Genomic DNA, 17,589 nt, shown 5'->3' with positions numbered 1-17,589 from the left:
GACTGCGGATCGAGATGTCACGACCCCACCGTACCGCCTTGCCCGCTTCGCGTGCGGGGACCCTGGTCGTGTTCACTCTGGGCTGCAAGGCTGTCCCCCTCCTCGTTCCGGTGTCGTTCCCGGGTCCGCGGGCCCCTCGTGGTACCCGTCGCGGGCCGCCCGGCCACCGTCACGCAACTCGTTCGCCACCTGGTTTCTGCCCAACCAAGCCGTTGGATGTAACACGATCCTCCAGCTGTGCCATACCCGCGTACCAGATCGGCAGATCTCGGTTCGGTGGAGATCTCCGCGGCCGGGGCTCCACCGCGCCTCCGCGGTGCTTCCAACGGGGTACGAGCCACCCGGGTGCGGGGCCCCCGGGGTTCAGGTCGTGGGCGTACCGGCCGGGAGCCGCCCGACGAGCAGCTCCAGAGCGGCGGTCACCGCCCCGTGACGGATTCTGGCACGCCCGCCCGACAGCCGGGGCGAACTGACCAGAGTTCCCTCCGGACCGGCGACCGCCAGGTGTACGGTGCCCACCGGCTGTCCGTCCTGCGGGTCCGGCCCGGCCACCCCGGTCGTCGCGAGCCCGTACGTGGCCCCCAGCAGTCGGCGCACGCCCTCGGCCATCTGCCCGGCCACCAGCGGGTGGACCGGCCCGTACACCGCCAGCAGCCCCTCGTCCACGCCGAGCACCGAGGCCTTCAGCTCGGTGGCGTAGGCGGTGACCGAGCCGCGGAAGGTCGCGGACGCCCCGGGGACGTCCACCAGCGCGGCCGCGAGCAGCCCGCCGGTCAGCGACTCGGCGACGGCCAGCGTGCCGCCCCGGGCGCGCAGCGCCTCGTGCGTGCGCACCGCCAGGTCGTAGTCCGTCACCCGGTCTCCCCCGTCGCTCACCGGTCCGCGCGCTCCGCGGCCAGTCCCTCACGGCGCAGTCGCAGCGCCTGTCCGACGTAGTCCAGCGCGGTGCCGACGGTCAGCAGCACCGCCAGGGCCATCAGCACGGCCCGCGCGGTGGCCAGCCAGCCGGTCAGCTCCAGGACGTACATGCCGACCGCGATGCCCTGGGTCAGCGTCTTGATCTTGCCGCCGCGGCTGGCCGGGATGACCCCGTAGCGGATCACCCAGAAGCGCATCAGGGTGATGCCGAGTTCGCGGGCCAGGATCACCGCGGTGACCCACCAGGGCAGGTCGCCGAGCAGCGAGAGGCCGATCAGCGCCGAGCCCATGATCGCCTTGTCGGCGATCGGGTCGGCGATCTTCCCGAAGTCGGTGACCAGACCCTTGCGGCGGGCCAGCTCGCCGTCGAACAGATCGGTGATCATCGCGATGGCGAACGAGGCCCAGGCGACCGAGCGCCACTTGGGGTCGTGCCCGCCGTCGGCGAACAGCAGCGTCACGAAGACCGGCACCAGCAGCAGCCGGAGCATCGTGAGCATGTTGGCGATGTTCCAGACGGCCGGTACCGGCGGCACCGCGGCCGCCGGTCTGCCCGGGTGGGCCGCGGCCGGGGCACCTGGCCCCTTGGTCATTCCCCGGCTCCCGGGGCCTGACGGACCCGGACCTGCTCCAGCGCCTCGGCGATCAGGTCGACGCCCTCGCTGGCGACCACCTTGGCCCGGTGGAACTGGCCGATCTCGGGGTTCTCGACGCCGGTGAGGGTGGTCAGGCCGTCGGTCTCCGGGGCCTGGTGGGCCGCCCGGCCCTCGACCACGCCGTCCTCGATCGACTCGATCAGCACCTCGACCTCGGTGCCGACGCGCTGCTCGGCCCGCTGGGCGGTCATCTCCTCGGCCAGTCGGCTCAGCCGGCTCAGCCGGTCGGCGATCACGTCCTCGGGCAGCTTGCCGTCGTAGGTCGCGGCCTCGGTGCCGTCCTCGTCGGAGTAGCCGAAGACGCCGATCGCGTCCAGCCCGGCGTGCGTGACGAAGCGTTCCAGCTCGGCGAAGTCCTCCTCGGTCTCACCGGGGAAGCCGACGATGAAGTTGGACCGGGCGCCGGCCTGCGGGGCCTTGTCCCGGATGGTCTTCAGCAGCTCCAGGAACTGGTCGGTGGAGCCGAAGCGGCGCATCCGGCGCAGTACCGCGGGCGCCGAGTGCTGGAAGGACAGGTCGAAGTAGGGCACCACGTCCGCGGTCCCGGTCATCGCGTCGATCAGTCCGGGGCGCATCTCGGCGGGCTGGAGGTAGGAGACCCGGACCCGCTCGACGCCCTCGATCGCGGAGATCTCGCCGAGCAGCGTCTCCAGCAGCCGGATGTCGCCGAGGTCCTTGCCGTACGAGGTGTTGTTCTCGCTCACCAGGACGACCTCGCGCACGCCCTGCCCGGCCAGCCACTGGGCCTCGTGCAGCACGTCGGAGGGACGGCGGGAGATGAAGGAGCCGCGGAAGGCCGGGATGGCGCAGAAGGAGCACCGCCGGTCGCAGCCGGACGCGAGCTTGACCGAGGCGACCGGGTTGTCGTCGAGCCGCTTGCGCAGGGTGCGCGGGCCGGAGGCCGGGGCGAGGCCCTCGGGCAGGTCGGTGATCGGCTCGGCCGGGGTCTCGGCGGCGCCGTGGCCGGGCAGCGCGACGGCCTCGGCGGCGGACTGCCGCTCGGCCGGGCTGATCGGCAGCAGCTTGCGGCGGTCGCGCGGCAGGTGCGGGGCGTGGTGGCCGCCGGAGAGGATGGTCTGCAGGCGGTCGGAGATGTCGGCGTAGTCGTCGAAGCCGAGCACGCCGTCGGCCTCGGGCAGCGCGTCGGCGAGTTCCTTGCCGTACCGCTCGGCCATGCAGCCGACCGCGACGACGGCCTGGGTGCGGCCGTGCCCCTTGAGGTCGTTGGCCTCCAGCAGGGCGTCCACGGAGTCCTTCTTGGCGGCCTCGACGAAGCCGCAGGTGTTGACGACGGCGACGTCCGCTTCGGCGGCGTCGTCGACGAGCGACCAGCCGTCGGCTTCCAGTCGCCCGGCGAGTTCCTCGGAGTCCACCTCGTTGCGGGCGCATCCGAGCGTGACAAGGGCGACAGTACGGCGTTCAGGCATAGGCCCAAGATTAACGCGCGGCCTCCGGTGCCGTTCGCCCCGGAGGCCACCCGCCTCGGATTACCGGACCTTCGCCAGGCCGCCGCCCCGGCCTCCAGGGCCTCGGGAGGCCCTGTGGTCAGCCCGCCTGCGGGTCGCCGGGGGTGTACGTGACGTGCACCACCTGGCCGTCCTTGCCCAGGAGGCCGAGGTCCTTGCCGTTGACGTACGCGTGCACGGCCCCGCCGTTGCCGATCACCAGTTTGATCTGCTTGGGGTCGGTGAAGGTCTGGTCCTGGCCGCCGCTGATGTTGTTCTGGAACAGCGACTTGCCGCCGCCGTCCACCGCGGATACCCAGCTGGTGCCCTCGGCGACCAGCTTCACGGTGACCTTGTCGGCCGGGACGGCCGCGATCGCGGCGGCGCTCGGCGCGGGCGCCGGCGGCTGCACGGCGGGCGAGGGCGCGGGGGCGACCGAGCCGGTGCCGGAGCCGCTGGGCAGCGGCGCGCTGGCGGAGCCGGTGCCGGTGTGGTCGCCCTTGCCGCTGACCAGGTTGAAGCCGATCAGGGCGACCACCGCGACGATCGCGGCGACCATGGCCGCCGCCCAGTTCGGCCGGCCCCGGCCGGGCACCTTGATCGGGCCGCTGTCGATCAGCTGGGTCGGCCGCTTGGAGGCGGGCGAACCACCGTGCGCGGCGTCGTACCGGGTGATCAGCGCCTCGCCGTCCACGCCGACCGCGCGGGCGATCGCGCGGATGTGTCCGCGGGCGTAGAAGTCGCCGCCGCAGCGGTCGAAGTCGTCCTCCTCGACGGCATGGACGATCGGCACCCGGACGCGGGTCGCCGTACTCACCTGGTCCACGGTGAGCCCGGCCTCGATCCGGGCGGTGGACAGCACCCGGCCGATGCTCGGGGTATCGGCCGCCTGCACCGCCTCGTCGGACGTCTCGGCGGACGACGGGGCGTTCTCGCGGTCGCGGGACTTGCCGATGGTCACGGGGCACGCCTTTCGAGCGGATGGCCACCTGCTGGGGAACAGTCTAGGGGCGCGGGCGGGTCGTTTCTCAAGCGGAACAGGCCCGAATGCGCGCGCCCGCCCCGACCGGGGCCCGGCAATCCGCTGACTGTTCGTCGGCGGATCCGCACGGGGAACCCGGGGTTCGCTTTCCGGCCTGTGACGCGGCGTACGGACGTTCGGTTCCCGACATCGCGCCTACCCTCCACCGAACGGGTGACACCTCGTTCGGGACACGGACCCGCCGGAGGCCCGGCCGGTCACCCTCGCAGGGTGACGAGCACCCCGTCCAGCTCATCCGGCTTCACCAGGACGTCGCGGGCCTTGGAGCCCTCGCTGGGACCGACGATCCCGCGCGACTCCATCAGGTCCATCAGCCGCCCTGCCTTGGCGAAGCCGACCCGGAGCTTGCGCTGGAGCATCGAGGTCGACCCGAACTGGGTGGAGACCACCAGCTCGGCCGCCTGGATCAGCAGGTCCAGGTCGTCGCCGATCTCCTCGTCGATCTCCTTCTTGGGCCCGCCTCCGACCATCACGTCGTCCCGGTAGGCGGCGGCCAGCTGGTCCTTGCAGTGCTGCACCACCGCGGCGATCTCCGCCTCGGTGACGAACGCGCCCTGCATGCGGATCGGCTTGCTGGCCCCCATCGGCAGGAAGAGCGCGTCGCCCTTGCCGATCAGCTTCTCCGCACCGGGCTGGTCCAGGATGACCCGGGAGTCGGCCATCGCGGAGGTCGCGAAGGCCAGCCGGGACGGCACGTTGGCCTTGATCAGACCGGTGACCACGTCCACCGAGGGCCGCTGGGTGGCCAGCACCAGGTGGATGCCGGCCGCGCGGGCCAGCTGGGTGATCCGGACCACCGAGTCCTCGACGTCGCGCGGTGCGACCATCATCAGGTCGGCCAGCTCGTCGACGATCACCAGCAGGTACGGGTACGGCTTCAGCTCGCGCTCGCTGCCGAGCGGCGGGGTGACCTTGCCGGCCCGCACCGCCGCGTTGAAGTCGTCCACGTGCCGGAAGCCGAACGCCGCGAGGTCGTCGTAGCGCAGGTCCATCTCGCGCACCACCCACTGGAGGGCCTCGGCGGCCTTCTTGGGGTTGGTGATGATCGGCGTGATCAGGTGCGGGATGCCCTCGTACGCGGTCAGCTCGACCCGCTTGGGGTCGACCAGCACCATCCGCACCTCGTCCGGGGTGGACCGGGCGAGCACCGAGGTGATCAGGCAGTTGATGCAGGACGACTTGCCCGCGCCGGTGGCGCCGGCCACCAGGATGTGCGGCATCTTGGCGAGGTTGGCCATCACGGTGTGGCCCTCGACGTCCTTGCCCATGCCGACGACCATCGGGTGGGTGTCCTCGGCGGCCGTGCGCGAGCGCAGCAGGTCGCCCAGGTTGACCATCTCGCGGTCCCGGTTGGGGATCTCGATGCCGACCGCGGACTTGCCCGGGATCGGGCTGATGATCCGCACGTCCGGGCTGGCCACCGCGTACGCGATGTTCTTGGCGAGCGCGGTGATCCGCTCCACCTTGACGGCCGGGCCGAGCTCGACCTCGTAGCGGGTGACCGTCGGCCCCCGGGTGAAGCCGGTGACCCTGGCGTCCACCTTGAACTCGGAGAAGGTGCCGGTGAGCTGGGCCACCACCTCGTCGTTGAGGGCGCTGCGGGCCTTGGCCGGGCCGCCGCGCTCCAGCAGGTCGAGCGGGGGCAGCGTGTAGGTGGTGTCGCCGACGAGCTGGAGCTGCTCCATCCGCACCGGCGCCGGGCCGTGCTCCTCGGGCGCCTCCGGGCCTCCGCTGCGGGCGGCCGGGACGGCGGCCTCCTCCGGCGGGGCGGTGCGGTCCTGCACCTGGTGCATCATGTCCGCCACCGCCGAGGAAGCGGGCACGCCGTAGACCAGCGCCCCGTCCAGGTCGGCGGCGGCTCCGGCGGCGAGGTTGCGGGTGGCGTACGGGTCCGGCGGCTCCTTGTCCAGGGACACCCGGACGGCCTCCGGCTCGTCCTGGTCCGGCCCGACGGCGGGGTCCGGCTTGCGCCGGCGGCGGCGCCGACGGGCACTCACCTCGTCGCGCGGGTCCTCGCCGTCGGTGTCCACGGTGAACGGCAGCGCGGACGGGTCGGCGTCCTCCGGCGGCTCGGTGGACAGCTCCCGCTCCGGCGTACGCCCCTCGCGCAGCTCGTCCTCCGGCCCGGGCTCCACCACGCCGAGTCGTACGCCGGCCGAGCGCAGCCGCTCGGGGATTCGGTTGACCGGGGTGGCGGTGACCACCAGCAGCCCGAAGAAGGCCAGCAGCAGGAGCAGCGGCACGGCCAGTGCCGGCCCGGCGGCGGCCATCATCGGGGTGGACGCGGCCCAGCCGATGATTCCGCCGGCCGCCCTTATCCGGGAGGCGCCGCTGCCCATCATGGGCGCGCCGCAGCCGATGTGCACCAGGCCGAGGACGCCGACCAGCAGCGCGCTCAGCCCGATCACGATCCGGCCGTTGGCCTCCGGCAGCTCCGGGTGGCGCCAGAGCCGGATCGCTATCCCGGCCAGCAGGAACGGCACCAGCACGTCGAGCCGCCCGAACAGGCCGGACACCACGGCGATGGCCGCCTGACCGAGCCAGCCCTGCGGGCTGAACCAGGTGCCGGCCGCGGTCACCAGCGCGAGCGCGAACAGCAGCAGGCCCACCCCGTCCTTGCGGTGGGCGGGATGGAGGTTCTTGGCCCCGTCGCCGAAGCCCCGGAAGATCGCGGCGAGGCTGTTCGCCAGGCCGAGCCAGACGGCCCTGACGGCGCGGAAGAGTATCGGTTTGGGCGGCGGCGGGGGCGGCGGAGCCGGTTTGGCCGCCGCCTTCTTCGCCGGGGCCGCCTTCTTGACCGCCGTCTTCTTCGCGGGCGGCTTGCCCGGGGCCTTCGCCGCGGCCTTCTTGGACGGTCCCGGACTCGGGTTGCGTGCCGCGCTTCCGGGCGTACGAGTGGCCATGGGTCAGCAGCCTACCGGGGCGGACCACCAGTGGACATGCGCCCGAGCCGGGGCACCGGGCCGTGTCGCAGACACACCGTCACGCTGACCGGGCTTCACCCGGCTACCCCCGGAAACCACCCGAAGGAGTGAACCGAACCGACCGGTTACGCGGTGCCCGGGCGGAGCGCGTCCAGGGCCCGGCGCAGGCCCGCCAGCTTGCGCTCCAGGTGCGCCGCGGTGGCGGCCACCCCGGCGTCCTCGACGCCGTCCAGCTGCTTGCCGAGCGCCTCCGCCTGCTCCTCGACCGCCGCCAGCCGCGCGGACAGCTCGCCCAGCAGCGCCCCACCGAGGGCCGGCTCGCCGCCGCCCGCCTCCAGTTGCAGCCGCAGCAGCGCGGCCTGCTCCTTCAGCTGGCAGTTCTTCACGTACAGGTCGACGAAGACCGAGACCTTGGCGCGCAGCACCCACGGGTCGAAGGGCTTGGAGATGTAGTCCACGGCCCCGGCCGCGTAGCCGCGGAAGGTGTGGTGCGGACCGTGGTTGATCGCCGTCAGGAAGATGATCGGGATGTCCCGGGTGCGCTCGCGCCGCTTGATGTGGGCGGCGGTCTCGAAGCCGTCCATCCCGGGCATCTGGACGTCCAGCAGGATCACCGCGAAGTCGTCGGTGAGCAGCGCCTTGAGCGCCTCCTCGCCGGAGGCGGCGCGCACCAGCGTCTGGTCCAGCGCGGAGAGGATCGCCTCCAACGCCAGCAGGTTCTCCGGCCGGTCGTCGACCAGGAGGATCTTCGCCTTCTGCATCAGGGCTCGCCCTCCTGTCGCCTGACTGCCGCCCGGTGATGGCACTCGCGTACTGCCCACCGCTACCCCGGTCATGCTAGCCGCACCCCCTCGCCCGGCACATCGCTCCGTCGTGACCCGATCCGGAGCGGCGCGCGGCCAGCGCTCCGGCGCACGCTCAGCAGCGTGTCGCCATCCGGTCACTGTTCGCAACGATCGGTGACCCTACCCGGTTCCCGGGCCCGACCGCCAGCAAACCGGCTCACCGGAGGGCGCGAACTCCGGGGCCCGCCCCGGAGTTCACGCCCTCCCGGGCGGCTACGCGCGGTCCGCCCGCAGCCACTCGCGCATCACCGTCAGCAGGTGGTCGGTCTCCACCGGCTTGGTGATGTGGTCGGTGGCACCCGCCTCCAGGGACTTCTCCCGGTCGCCCTTCATCGCCTTGGCGGTCAGCGCGATGATCGGCAGGCCGGCGAACTGGGGCATCCGGCGGATCGCCTCGGTGGTCGCGTAGCCGTCCATCTCCGGCATCATGATGTCCATCAGGACCAGCGCCACGTTCTCGTGCTGCTCCAGCATCTCGATGCCCTCGCGGCCGTTCTCGGCGTACAGGACGGTCAGGCCGTGCTGCTCCAGCACGCTGGTGAGGGCGAACACGTTGCGGACGTCGTCGTCCACGATCAGCACCTGCTGGCCGTCGAAGCGCACGTCACGGCGGGCGGGACGGGGCGGTGCGGGCTCCACCGGGCGGGCCCCGGCGGAGGCCACGTCCAGGGCCGCGGTGCGGCGGCGCTCCACCGCCCCCCGGCGGCGCTCCTCGGCCAGCTCGCGGACCTCCTGGGCCCAGTGGTCGGCCGGGTTCTCGCCGACCGGCACGGGCACCCCGACCGGGGTCACGCCGACGGAGGCGCGCAGCGCCTGGGCGTTCGACCCGGCCGCGCGGTCGGCCGGAGCCGCGCCCGGGGCCTCGGTGCGCAGCGGCAGGTAGAGCGTGAACGTGGAGCCCTTGCCCAGCTCGCTCTCGGCGTGGATCTCGCCGCCGAGCAGCCGGGCGATCTCGCGGCTGATCGACAGGCCGAGGCCGGTGCCGCCGTACTTGCGGCTGGTGGTGCCGTCGGCCTGCTTGAACGCCTCGAAGATCTCCCTGAGCTTGTTGCCGGGGATGCCGATACCGGTGTCGGAGACCGCGAAGGCGATCAGCTCCTCGTCCGGGCCCTTGATCGAGCCGGACTCCAGCAACCGCTCGCGCACGTGCTGCGGGACCTCCGCGCCGGCCGGGGAGATCGAGAAGTCGACCGCACCGGCGTCGGTGAACTTGACCGCGTTGGAGATCAGGTTGCGCAGCACCTGCTGGAGCCGCTGCTCGTCGGTGTGCAGGGTGACCGGCAGGGCGGGCGAGACCCGGACGGCGAAGTCCAGGTTCTTGTCCAGCGCGACGGGCTGGAAGGTGGCCTCGACGTAGTCGACCAGCTGGACCAGGGCGATCCGGGCCGGGCGGACGTCCATCTTGCCGGCCTCGACCTTGGAGAGGTCGAGGATGTCGTTGATCAGCTGGAGCAGGTCGGAGCCGGCCCCGTGGATGGTGTCGGCGAACTCGACCTGCTTGGGCGAGAGGTTGCCCTCGTTGTTGTCGGAGAGCAGCTTGGCCAGGATCAGCAGCGAGTTGAGCGGGGTGCGCAGCTCGTGCGACATGTTGGCGAGGAACTCGCTCTTGTACCGGGAGGCCAGGGCGAGCTGCTCGGCGCGCTCCTCCAGGACCTGGCGAGCCTCCTCGATCTCGCTGTTCTTGATCTCGATGTCGCGGTTCTGCTGGGCGAGTTGCTCGGCCTTCTCCTGCAACTCCTCGTTGGTTCGCTCCAGTTCCTCCTGGCGCGCCTCCAACTCGGCGGATCGCATCGAGAGTTCGGCGGTGAGCCGCTGGGACTCCAGCAGCAGGCCCTCGGTCTTGGTGTTGACGCTGATGGTGTTGACGGTGACGCCGATCAGGTCGGCGATCTGGTTGAGGAAGTCCAGCGCGACGGTGGTGAAGGAGCTGAAGGTGGCCAGCTCGATCACGCCCAGCAGCCGGCCCTCGAACAGCACCGGCAGCACCACGATGTGGGCCGGCGAGGCCTCTCCGAGACCGGAGGCGATCTTGAGGTACCCGGGCGGCGCCTCCTTGAGGATGATCGCCCGCTTCTCCACCGCGGCCTGGCCGATCAGCGACTCGCCGGGCCGGAAGGTGGTCGGCATCGCGCGCCGCTGGTAGCCGTAGCTGCCGATCAGCCGCAGCACGGTGTCGTTCTCGTCGTCGTCCTCGGTGATCAGCTCGGCGGTGCGGCCGGCCGGCTGGGCGAGGAAGAAGGCGCCGTGCTGGGCGGAGACCACCGGGGTCAGCTCGGTCATGATCAGCGAGGCGACGGCCTCCAGGTCCCGGCGGCCCTGGAGCAGGCCGGAGATCCGGGCCAGGTTGGTCTTGAGCCAGTCCTGCTCCTGGTTGGTGCGGGTGGTCTCGCGCAGGTTGGCGATCATCTGGTTGATGTTGTCCTTGAGCTCGTCGAGCTCCCCAGCGGCGTCCACGTCGATCCGCAGGCTCAGGTCGCCCCTGGTCACCGCGGTGGCGACCTGGGCGATCGCGCGCACCTGCCGGGTCAGGTTGTTGGCCAGCTCGTTCACCGACTCGGTCAGGTCCTGCCAGGTGCCGTCCACACCGGGCACCCGGGCCTGGCCGCCGAGCCGCCCGTCGGTGCCCACCTCGCGGGCGACCCGGGTGACCTCGTCGGCGAACGCCGACAGCTGGTCGACCATGGTGTTGATGCTGGTCTTGAGCTGGAGGATCTCGCCGCGCGCGTCGACGTCGATCTTCTGTGACAGGTCGCCGCGGGCCACCGCCGTGATCACCAGCGCGATGTTGCGCACCTGTCCGGTGAGGTTGTTGGCCATCAGGTTGACGTTGTCGGTCAGGTCCTTCCAGATCCCGGCCACGCCCGGCACGCTCGCCTGGCCGCCCAGGGTGCCGTCGGTGCCCACCTCGCGGGCCACCCTGGTCACCTCCACCGCGAAGGAGGAGAGCTGATCGACCATGGTGTTCAGGGTCCCGGCGAGCGCCGCGACCTCGCCCTGCGCCTCGATGGTGATCTTCTTGGACAGGTCGCCGCGGGCCACCGCGGTGGCGACCTCGGCGATGTTACGCACCTGTCCGGTCAGGTTGGACGCCATGAAGTTGACGTTGTCGGTCAGGTCCTTCCAGATCCCCGACACGCCGCGCACCCGCGCCTGGCCCCCCAGGATCCCCTCGGTGCCCACCTCGCGGGCCACCCGGGTGACCTCGTCGGCGAACGCCGACAGCTGGTCGACCATGGTGTTGACGGTCGTCACCAGCTCCAGGATCTCGCCCCGGGCGTCGACGGTGATCTTCTTCGACACGTCGCCGCGCGCCACCGCGGTGGTCACCTCGGCGATGTTGCGGACCTGACTGGTCAGGTTGTTGGCCATCAGGTTGACGCTGTTGGTCAGGTCCTTCCACGTCCCGGACACCCCGGGCACGCTCGCCTGGCCGCCGAGGATGCCCTCGGTGCCGACGTCCCGGGCCACCCTGGTCACCTCGTCGGCGAAGGCGCCCAGCTGGTCCACCATCGTGTTGATGGTGTTCTTCAGCTCCAGGATCTCCCCGCGCGCGTCCACCTGGATCTTCTGCGACAGGTCACCCTTGGCGACCGCGGTCGTCACCTGCGCGATGTTGCGCACCTGATCGGTGAGGTTGTTCGCCATGAAGTTGACGTTGTCGGTCAGATCACGCCAGACCCCGGCCGCGCCCGGCACCTGGGCCTGACCGCCGAGCCGCCCCTCGGTACCCACCTGGCGGGCCACCCTGGTCACCTGCTCGGCGAAGCCGGAGAGCTGGTCGACCATCGTGTTGATGGTGTTCTTCAGCTCCAGCATCTCGCCGCGCGCGTCCACCTCGATCTTCTGCGAGAGGTCCCCGCGCGCCACCGCCGTGGTCACCTGGGCGATGTTGCGGACCTGGCCGGTCAGGTTGTCGGCCATGAAGTTCACCGAGTCGGTCAGGTCCCGCCAGACCCCGGCCACGCCCGGCACCTGCGCCTGACCGCCGAGACGGCCCTCGGTGCCCACGTCCCGGGCCACGCCGGTGACCTGCGCGGCGAACCCGTTCAGCTGGTCCACCATCGTGTTGACGGTGTTCTTCAGCTCCAGCATCTCGCCGGCCACCTCGACGGTGACCTTGCGGGACAGGTCGCCCTTGGCCACCGCCGTGGTCACCTGGGCGATGTTGCGCACCTGCGCGGTCAGCCGGCCGGCCATGGTGTTGACCGAGTCCGCCAGGTCCTTCCAACTGCCCGACACGCTGCGGACCTTGGCCTGACCGCCCAACTTGCCCTCGGTGCCCACCTCGCGGGCCACCCGGGTCACCTCGTCGGTGAACTCCGAGAGCTGGTCCACCAGTCCGTTGACGGTCCGGCCGATCTTCAGGTACTCGCCGCGCAGCGGGTGGCTCACCCCGTTGCTGTGCAGCGAGCGCAGTTCCATCTTCTGGTCCAGGTCGCCCTCGGCGATCGAGGTCAGCACCCGGCCCACCTCGGCCATCGGGCGGGCCAGATCGTCGATCAGCGCGTTGCAGTTGTCGACGGCCGCCATCCAGGCGCCCTCGCCCGCGCCGGTCTCCAGCCGCTCGTTCAACCGGCCCTCGCGGCCCACCGCCCGCCGCACCCGGGCCAGTTCACCGGTGAGGTGCTGGTTGCGCTCGGCGACCTCGTTGAACACCGCGGCGATCTCCGCCAGCGGCCCGTCGCCCGGAACCGTCAGCCGGCGGCGGAAGTTGCCGTCGCGCATCGCGGTCAGCGCGGACAGCAGCTTCCGCAGCTCGGCCGGCTCCGCCTCCCGGCTGTGGCTCGTTCGTCGGCCGGCCGCGTTCCGCGGCGCGGTCCCGGACCGCCCACCGCGCGGAACGGGCGGCGTCGTACCGGTTGCGTCCTTGGTGGCCGAACTCAACGGGCCCCTCCCACATCGTGAACTGTCCGGTGACCGTCCGTGCCGGTACGGCACGCACCGGGACACCGGCCCGGTCGGGCTGCGTACCGGCCGCCCACACGGCACACCGGCACCCGCACCGACCGTACTGCTCCGACCGGCCGTCGCGGACCCCCCAGTCTGGCAGCACTGGCGCCGGGTGTACGGCCGGTTGCGCTCGGTTGGTAGCCGGCCGTCCGAAACAGGTGGGCAGAATCACCCTCTGGTGCCTGTTTCGACGCCCCGCCCCCACGGGGAACCAAGCGGAAAGTAGGGTGGAGCGCTGCACCGGGCCACGACCCGACCCAGCGCCGCCGCCACCCGACGGCGCGCACCGGGAGTCGGCGCCGCACCCCCGGGACAGCCAGGGCAAGAGCAGCAGAGGAGAAGTGGCAACGTGGTCACCGCGCGCGCAGCCGCCACCTTCGACCCCGACGGCCGGTCCGCAGCCGCCGCCCGGGGCTTCGTCCGGGACGCGCTGCTCGGCTGGGGGCTGCCCGAGGTCGTCGACGACGCCGTCGTCCTGGTCAGCGAACTGGTCACCAACGCCGTCGTGCACGCCGGCACCGCCGCCGAGGTGTGCTGCCTGCGTGAGGAGGGCACCGTCCGGATCGAGGTCACCGACCACCACCCGGAGCGCGGCCTCCCCTCCCTCGGCGACGGCCCCGTCACCGCCTCCGACCGCTACGCCGACCCCGACGGCGAAGGTGGCCGCGGCCTGCTGATGTGCTCCGCCCTCGCCGAACGCTGGGGCGTCGAGTACGCGGCCGGCCGCAAGACCGTCTGGTTCCGGCTCGCGCTGCCCGCCCCCGTGGCCGGCACCCGCTACGCCGTCCCCGCGACCCCCGGCAGCGACCTGCCCAGCAGCCCCGGCCCGGTCCACGTCGCCGTCGTCCAGCTCGACGAGGACGGCCACGTCCTGGCCTGGAACCCGGACGCCGAGGCGCTCTTCCAGCGCCCCGCCGCCACCGTCCTCGGCCGCCCCTGGGCCGACCTCGCCGTCTGGCCGCCGTCGGCCGGCCGCGGCCTCGCACTGGCCGACACCCTGCGGCTGGCCCGCTGGGAGGGCGGCTACGGCGTCCGGCGCGCGGACGGCCACGAGGTCGAGGTGTACGGCGTCCAGGTCCGCGTCCGCGACACCGAGGGCGTCCCCTCCACCCTCTGCCTGCTCGTCCTCGAACCCGACCGCGCGGTGCTCCGCTCCCCCGCCCGGGCCCTGCCGGGCGACCGCACCGACCCGGTCGGCCCCCGGCTCGACCTGCTGGCCGGCCCGGTCGCCACCGACGACCTCGACACCCTGCTCCAGCGCACCGTCGAGCGCGCCCGCGACCTGCTCGACGCCGACGCCGCGTACCTGCTGCTCACCACCGACGACGAGACCGAGTTCGAGGTCCGCGCCGCCACCGGCCTCACCTCCGGACACCGCCGGCACACCCGCTTCCCGGTCGATACCGGCAACCGCTACGACTCCGCCCGGCTGCCCTCCGTGCACGAGGACCTCGCCGCCCGACCGACCGGCCTGCCCCTGCTCACCGGCAGCGGCATGCGCTCCCTGGTCACCGTGCCGCTCAAGGTCGAGGGCCGGCTGATCGGCTCGCTCGGCATCGCCACCGCCGCCCCCGGCCGCTACGACAACGAGGACGCGCTGCGCCTGCAGTTCGCCGCCGACCGGGTCGCCCTCGCGATCGAGAGCACCCGGCTGACCGAGCTCGAACGGCTGCGCCGGGGCTCGCTGTCCTTCCTCGTCGAGGCCTCCGACCTGCTCGCCGGCACCCTCGAACACGAGCAGACCCTCGCCCTGATGGCCCAGATGGCCGTCCCCACCCTCGCCTCCTGGTGCGCCGTGTACACCCAGGGCGACCACGGCGCCTCGGCCGGCCTCGCCTTCGTCCTGCACGAGGACGAGGACCGGATCGACCCGCTGCGCGACCTGCTCGACAAGACCCCCGCCCCCGAGGCCGGTCCGACCCACGGCGTCCGCTTCTGGTCGGCGCCCACCGAGACCGCCGCCGCCGGCGGCCTCACCGACAGCCCCGAACTCGCCGGCCTGCTCGGCGAGACCGTCGTCCTGCCGCTGACCGCCCGCAACCGGGTCATCGGCCTGCTGGCGCTCGGCGTCCCGGCCGGTGTCCGGTTCCGCCAGGAGATCCTCGAACTCGCCGAGGACCTCTCCCGCCGGGCCGCCCTCGCCCTCGACAACTCCCGCCTCTACTCCGAGCGCACCGCCACCAGCCAGGCCCTGCAGCGCAGCCTGCTGCCGCCGGACCTGCCCGAGATCCCGGGCGTCGAGGTGGACGTCTACTACCAGGCCGCCGGTGAGGGCAACGAGGTCGGCGGGGACTTCTACGACCTGTTCACCATCCGCGAGGGCACCTACGGCTTCGCCATCGGCGACGTCTGCGGCACCGGCCCCGAGGCCGCCTCGGTCACCGGCCTCGCCCGGCACTCGCTGCGCCTGCTCGCCCGCGAGGGCCTGGACGCGCCACAGGTGCTCAGCCGCCTCAACGCGGCCATCCTGGACGAGGGTTCGCGCAGCCGCTTCCTCACCCTGCTCTACGGCGAACTGACGCCCCGCCCGGACGGCAGCACCGAGCTGTCCCTGGTCTGCGCCGGCCACCCGCTGCCGCTGCGGCTGCGCACCGACGGCCAGGTCGACCGCGCCGCCACCCCGCAACCGCTGCTCGGGGTCATGGACGACCTCGACCTCACCGCCGAGCGCCTGGTGCTCTCCCCCGGCGAGGTGCTGCTGTGCGTCACCGACGGCGTCACCGAACGCCGCGAGGGCCGCCGGATGCTGGGCGACGACGGCCTCGCCGAGGTGCTCACCGGCTGCACCGGCCTGACCGCCGGCGCGGTCGCGCTGCGGGTGCAGCGGGCCGTCGAGCGCTTCGCCCCGGAACCGCCGTCCGACGACATGGCCATCCTGACCCTGCGAGTGCCGACCCAGCGCAACGCCTGAGCGGACCGGACCGGGTCGTTCCTGATCGGCCACGGCCCGTGCCGTGACCAACCCTGAGCGGTCCACAGCTGACGGCGTCACAAATTGTGCGATTCACAAGGGTACAAGCGAGTGGGGCCGGGTACACCGATCTCACCGGGGAATCCCTCGGCGGGGACGCGACCAGCGGCTCTCCCGCTGGCCCATCACTTCTGACCGCAGCCCGCGCACGCTCCAGCCGTGCGCCCTCGGCGCGGTCGCGCGCATCCACCTCATCGGACCACACCACTGCGTTCACTGCGCCCTGCGCGCGCCCAGAGTGAAAGGAGCCTCCGGTGAGCAACGAAGCTACCGGGGCAACGAACGCCCGCTCCACCGGAGCCGACGCGGGTAACCTCGGCTACCTCGCACTCGGCCTCACACTGCTCGCCTACGGCCTGCTCTCCACCGGCGTCTTCAGCGGCACCGGGGTCGGGGACGCGGCACACCTCGCCCATCTGGTCGGCGGCGTCACCCTCTTCATCGCGGGCCTCTGGCAGCTCCGCGGCGGCGAGGGTTTCACCGGCACCGCCTTCACCAGCCTCGGCGCCTTCTGGGCGACCTGGTCGGTGGCCGGCGGAGCGGGCAAGAACGCGACCGGCCTGTTCCTGCTGCTGTGGGCCCTGCTCGCCCTCACCCTCACCGCCGCCAGCTGGGGCGCGGGACTGTTCAGCCGCGCCGTCTACGGTCTGCTGACGCTCTCCCTGCTGCTGTCCGCCATCGCCGCCTTCGGCGGCTACAGCGGCCTCGCCAAGTTCGCCGGCTGGGTCGCGGCCGTCTCCGGGCTCGCCGCCTGGTACTGGGCCACCTCGGCGCTCAGCAACGGCTCCTGGGGGCGGATCGCCCTCCCGGTCAAGTGACCTGCTGCGGCCGATTCGCCTGTTCCACCGGATTCCCCTGCTGCGGCTGATCCGTCGCAGTGCGCCGGGGTCGGACCTCCGTGTCGACGGAGGCCCGGCCCCGGCGGCGTGCCACCACCGCCTGCACGGCATACGCGAGGAGCAGGATCACGACGGCCACGATGCCGTCCGACCAGAAGTGGTTCGCGGTCACCACGACCACCGCGACGGTCAGCACCGGGTGCAGCACCATCGCCCACCGCAGCCGGCTCGACGACAGCCTGACCACCGCGACCGCCGCCAGCACGCACCACGCGACGTGCACCGACGGCATCGCCGACAGCTGGTCGGCCACCACCACCCCGCCCACCGCGCCGCCGTACACCGACTGTCCGTACTCCGCGGCCACGTCGACGAACCCGTTCTGCGGCAGCATCCGGGGCGGCGCCACCGGGATGAACTGCACCAGCAGGCAGACCGCCGTGGTGATCACCACCGTGTTGCGCACCCACGCGTACCGCTCCCGGTGCCGTAGGAACACCCAGAGCAACACGGCCAGCATCACCGCGAAGTGCATCACCGCGTAGTAGTAGTTCGCCAGCCTCACCAGCACCGGGTAGGGCGTGATCGCCGCCTGCCAGGACGCCTCGTCCGGCAGTCCGATCTCCGACTCGGTGCGATGGATCCAGCTCGCCCGGTCCAGCGCGTGGTCCGCGCTCATCACCGAGAGGTGTCCCACCAGCTGCCAGAGCGCGAACAGTGCCAGCAGTGTGCCGGCCTCCCGCAGCAGTGCCGACAGCGACGTCCTCCGGACCCTGGAGGCGGCGTACGCGCCACCGTAGAGAGCGACCGCGGCGCCCCCGGCGGACTGCCAGGTAAGGGTCAGGTTCTGCAACGGATCGCGCCTCTCCGACAAGCTCTGGTTCGTGTGTCGGCAGAGGGTAACGCAAAAAGACCCCCTCCCGGACGGGAGGGGGTCTTTTTGGAATGATTGTTCGGCGGCGTCCTACTCTCCCACAGGGTCCCCCCTGCAGTACCATC

Annotated in this window: 10 protein-coding genes; 2 read left to right on the top strand and 8 right to left on the bottom strand. The window is 72.2% G+C overall.

The genetic code is table 11. The features are described 5' to 3' along the window. Window positions 1–363 precede the first annotated feature (363 nt). The 7 genes from ACIO5E_RS35360 to ACIO5E_RS35330 form a co-directional block, all read right to left on the bottom strand. Window positions 364–840, bottom strand: a complete 477-nt coding sequence (locus ACIO5E_RS35360) for a CinA family protein (protein WP_400676128.1) — start codon at window positions 838–840, stop codon at window positions 364–366. A 32-nt stretch (window positions 841–872) separates the two neighbouring features. Beyond that, complete coding sequence (gene pgsA, locus ACIO5E_RS35355; protein ID WP_400675975.1) at window positions 873–1,511, bottom strand: CDP-diacylglycerol--glycerol-3-phosphate 3-phosphatidyltransferase; 639 nt, start codon at window positions 1,509–1,511, stop codon at window positions 873–875. After that, entirely contained in the window at window positions 1,508–3,001 is a 1,494-nt protein-coding gene (gene rimO, locus ACIO5E_RS35350; protein ID WP_400675973.1) for a 30S ribosomal protein S12 methylthiotransferase RimO, read from the bottom strand. The genes pgsA and rimO overlap by 4 nt, the downstream gene beginning before the upstream one ends. A gap of 118 nt (window positions 3,002–3,119) precedes the next feature. Continuing rightward, entirely contained in the window at window positions 3,120–3,980 is an 861-nt protein-coding gene (locus tag ACIO5E_RS35345; protein WP_400675971.1) for a helix-turn-helix domain-containing protein, read from the bottom strand. A gap of 278 nt (window positions 3,981–4,258) precedes the next feature. Next, window positions 4,259–6,964, bottom strand: a complete 2,706-nt coding sequence (locus ACIO5E_RS35340; protein ID WP_400675969.1) for a DNA translocase FtsK — start codon at window positions 6,962–6,964, stop codon at window positions 4,259–4,261. 146 nt (window positions 6,965–7,110) lie between these two features. After that, the gene (locus ACIO5E_RS35335) at window positions 7,111–7,749 is read right to left on the bottom strand and encodes a response regulator (RefSeq protein WP_400676126.1); all 639 of its coding nucleotides are present in this window, start codon (window positions 7,747–7,749) and stop codon (window positions 7,111–7,113) included. A gap of 294 nt (window positions 7,750–8,043) precedes the next feature. Continuing rightward, the gene (locus ACIO5E_RS35330; protein WP_400676124.1) at window positions 8,044–12,555 is read right to left on the bottom strand and encodes a HAMP domain-containing protein; all 4,512 of its coding nucleotides are present in this window, start codon (window positions 12,553–12,555) and stop codon (window positions 8,044–8,046) included. 574 nt (window positions 12,556–13,129) lie between these two features. On the opposite strand from ACIO5E_RS35330, the gene ACIO5E_RS35325 reads away from it, so the two are divergent. Continuing rightward, the gene (locus ACIO5E_RS35325) at window positions 13,130–15,691 is read left to right on the top strand and encodes a SpoIIE family protein phosphatase (protein WP_400675967.1); all 2,562 of its coding nucleotides are present in this window, start codon (window positions 13,130–13,132) and stop codon (window positions 15,689–15,691) included. Between the two features lie 314 nt (window positions 15,692–16,005). Then, window positions 16,006–16,569, top strand: coding sequence for an acetate uptake transporter (locus ACIO5E_RS35320; protein ID WP_400675965.1), 564 nt, complete (start codon window positions 16,006–16,008; stop codon window positions 16,567–16,569). Here ACIO5E_RS35320 and ACIO5E_RS35315 read toward each other — a convergent pair. Continuing rightward, window positions 16,562–17,443 carry a phosphatase PAP2 family protein gene (locus ACIO5E_RS35315; RefSeq protein ID WP_400675963.1) on the bottom strand — a complete coding sequence of 294 codons (882 nt, stop codon included), beginning with the start codon at window positions 17,441–17,443 and terminating at the stop codon, window positions 16,562–16,564. The two genes, ACIO5E_RS35320 and ACIO5E_RS35315, sit on opposite strands and share 8 nt — an antisense overlap. Window positions 17,444–17,589 lie beyond the last annotated feature (146 nt).

Origin of the sequence: Kitasatospora sp. NPDC087314, from assembly GCF_044744365.1 — a bacterium.
In the GTDB taxonomy this organism is placed as follows: Bacteria; Actinomycetota; Actinomycetes; order Streptomycetales; family Streptomycetaceae; genus Kitasatospora.
This window is presented reverse-complemented; position numbering and strand designations above follow the sequence as displayed.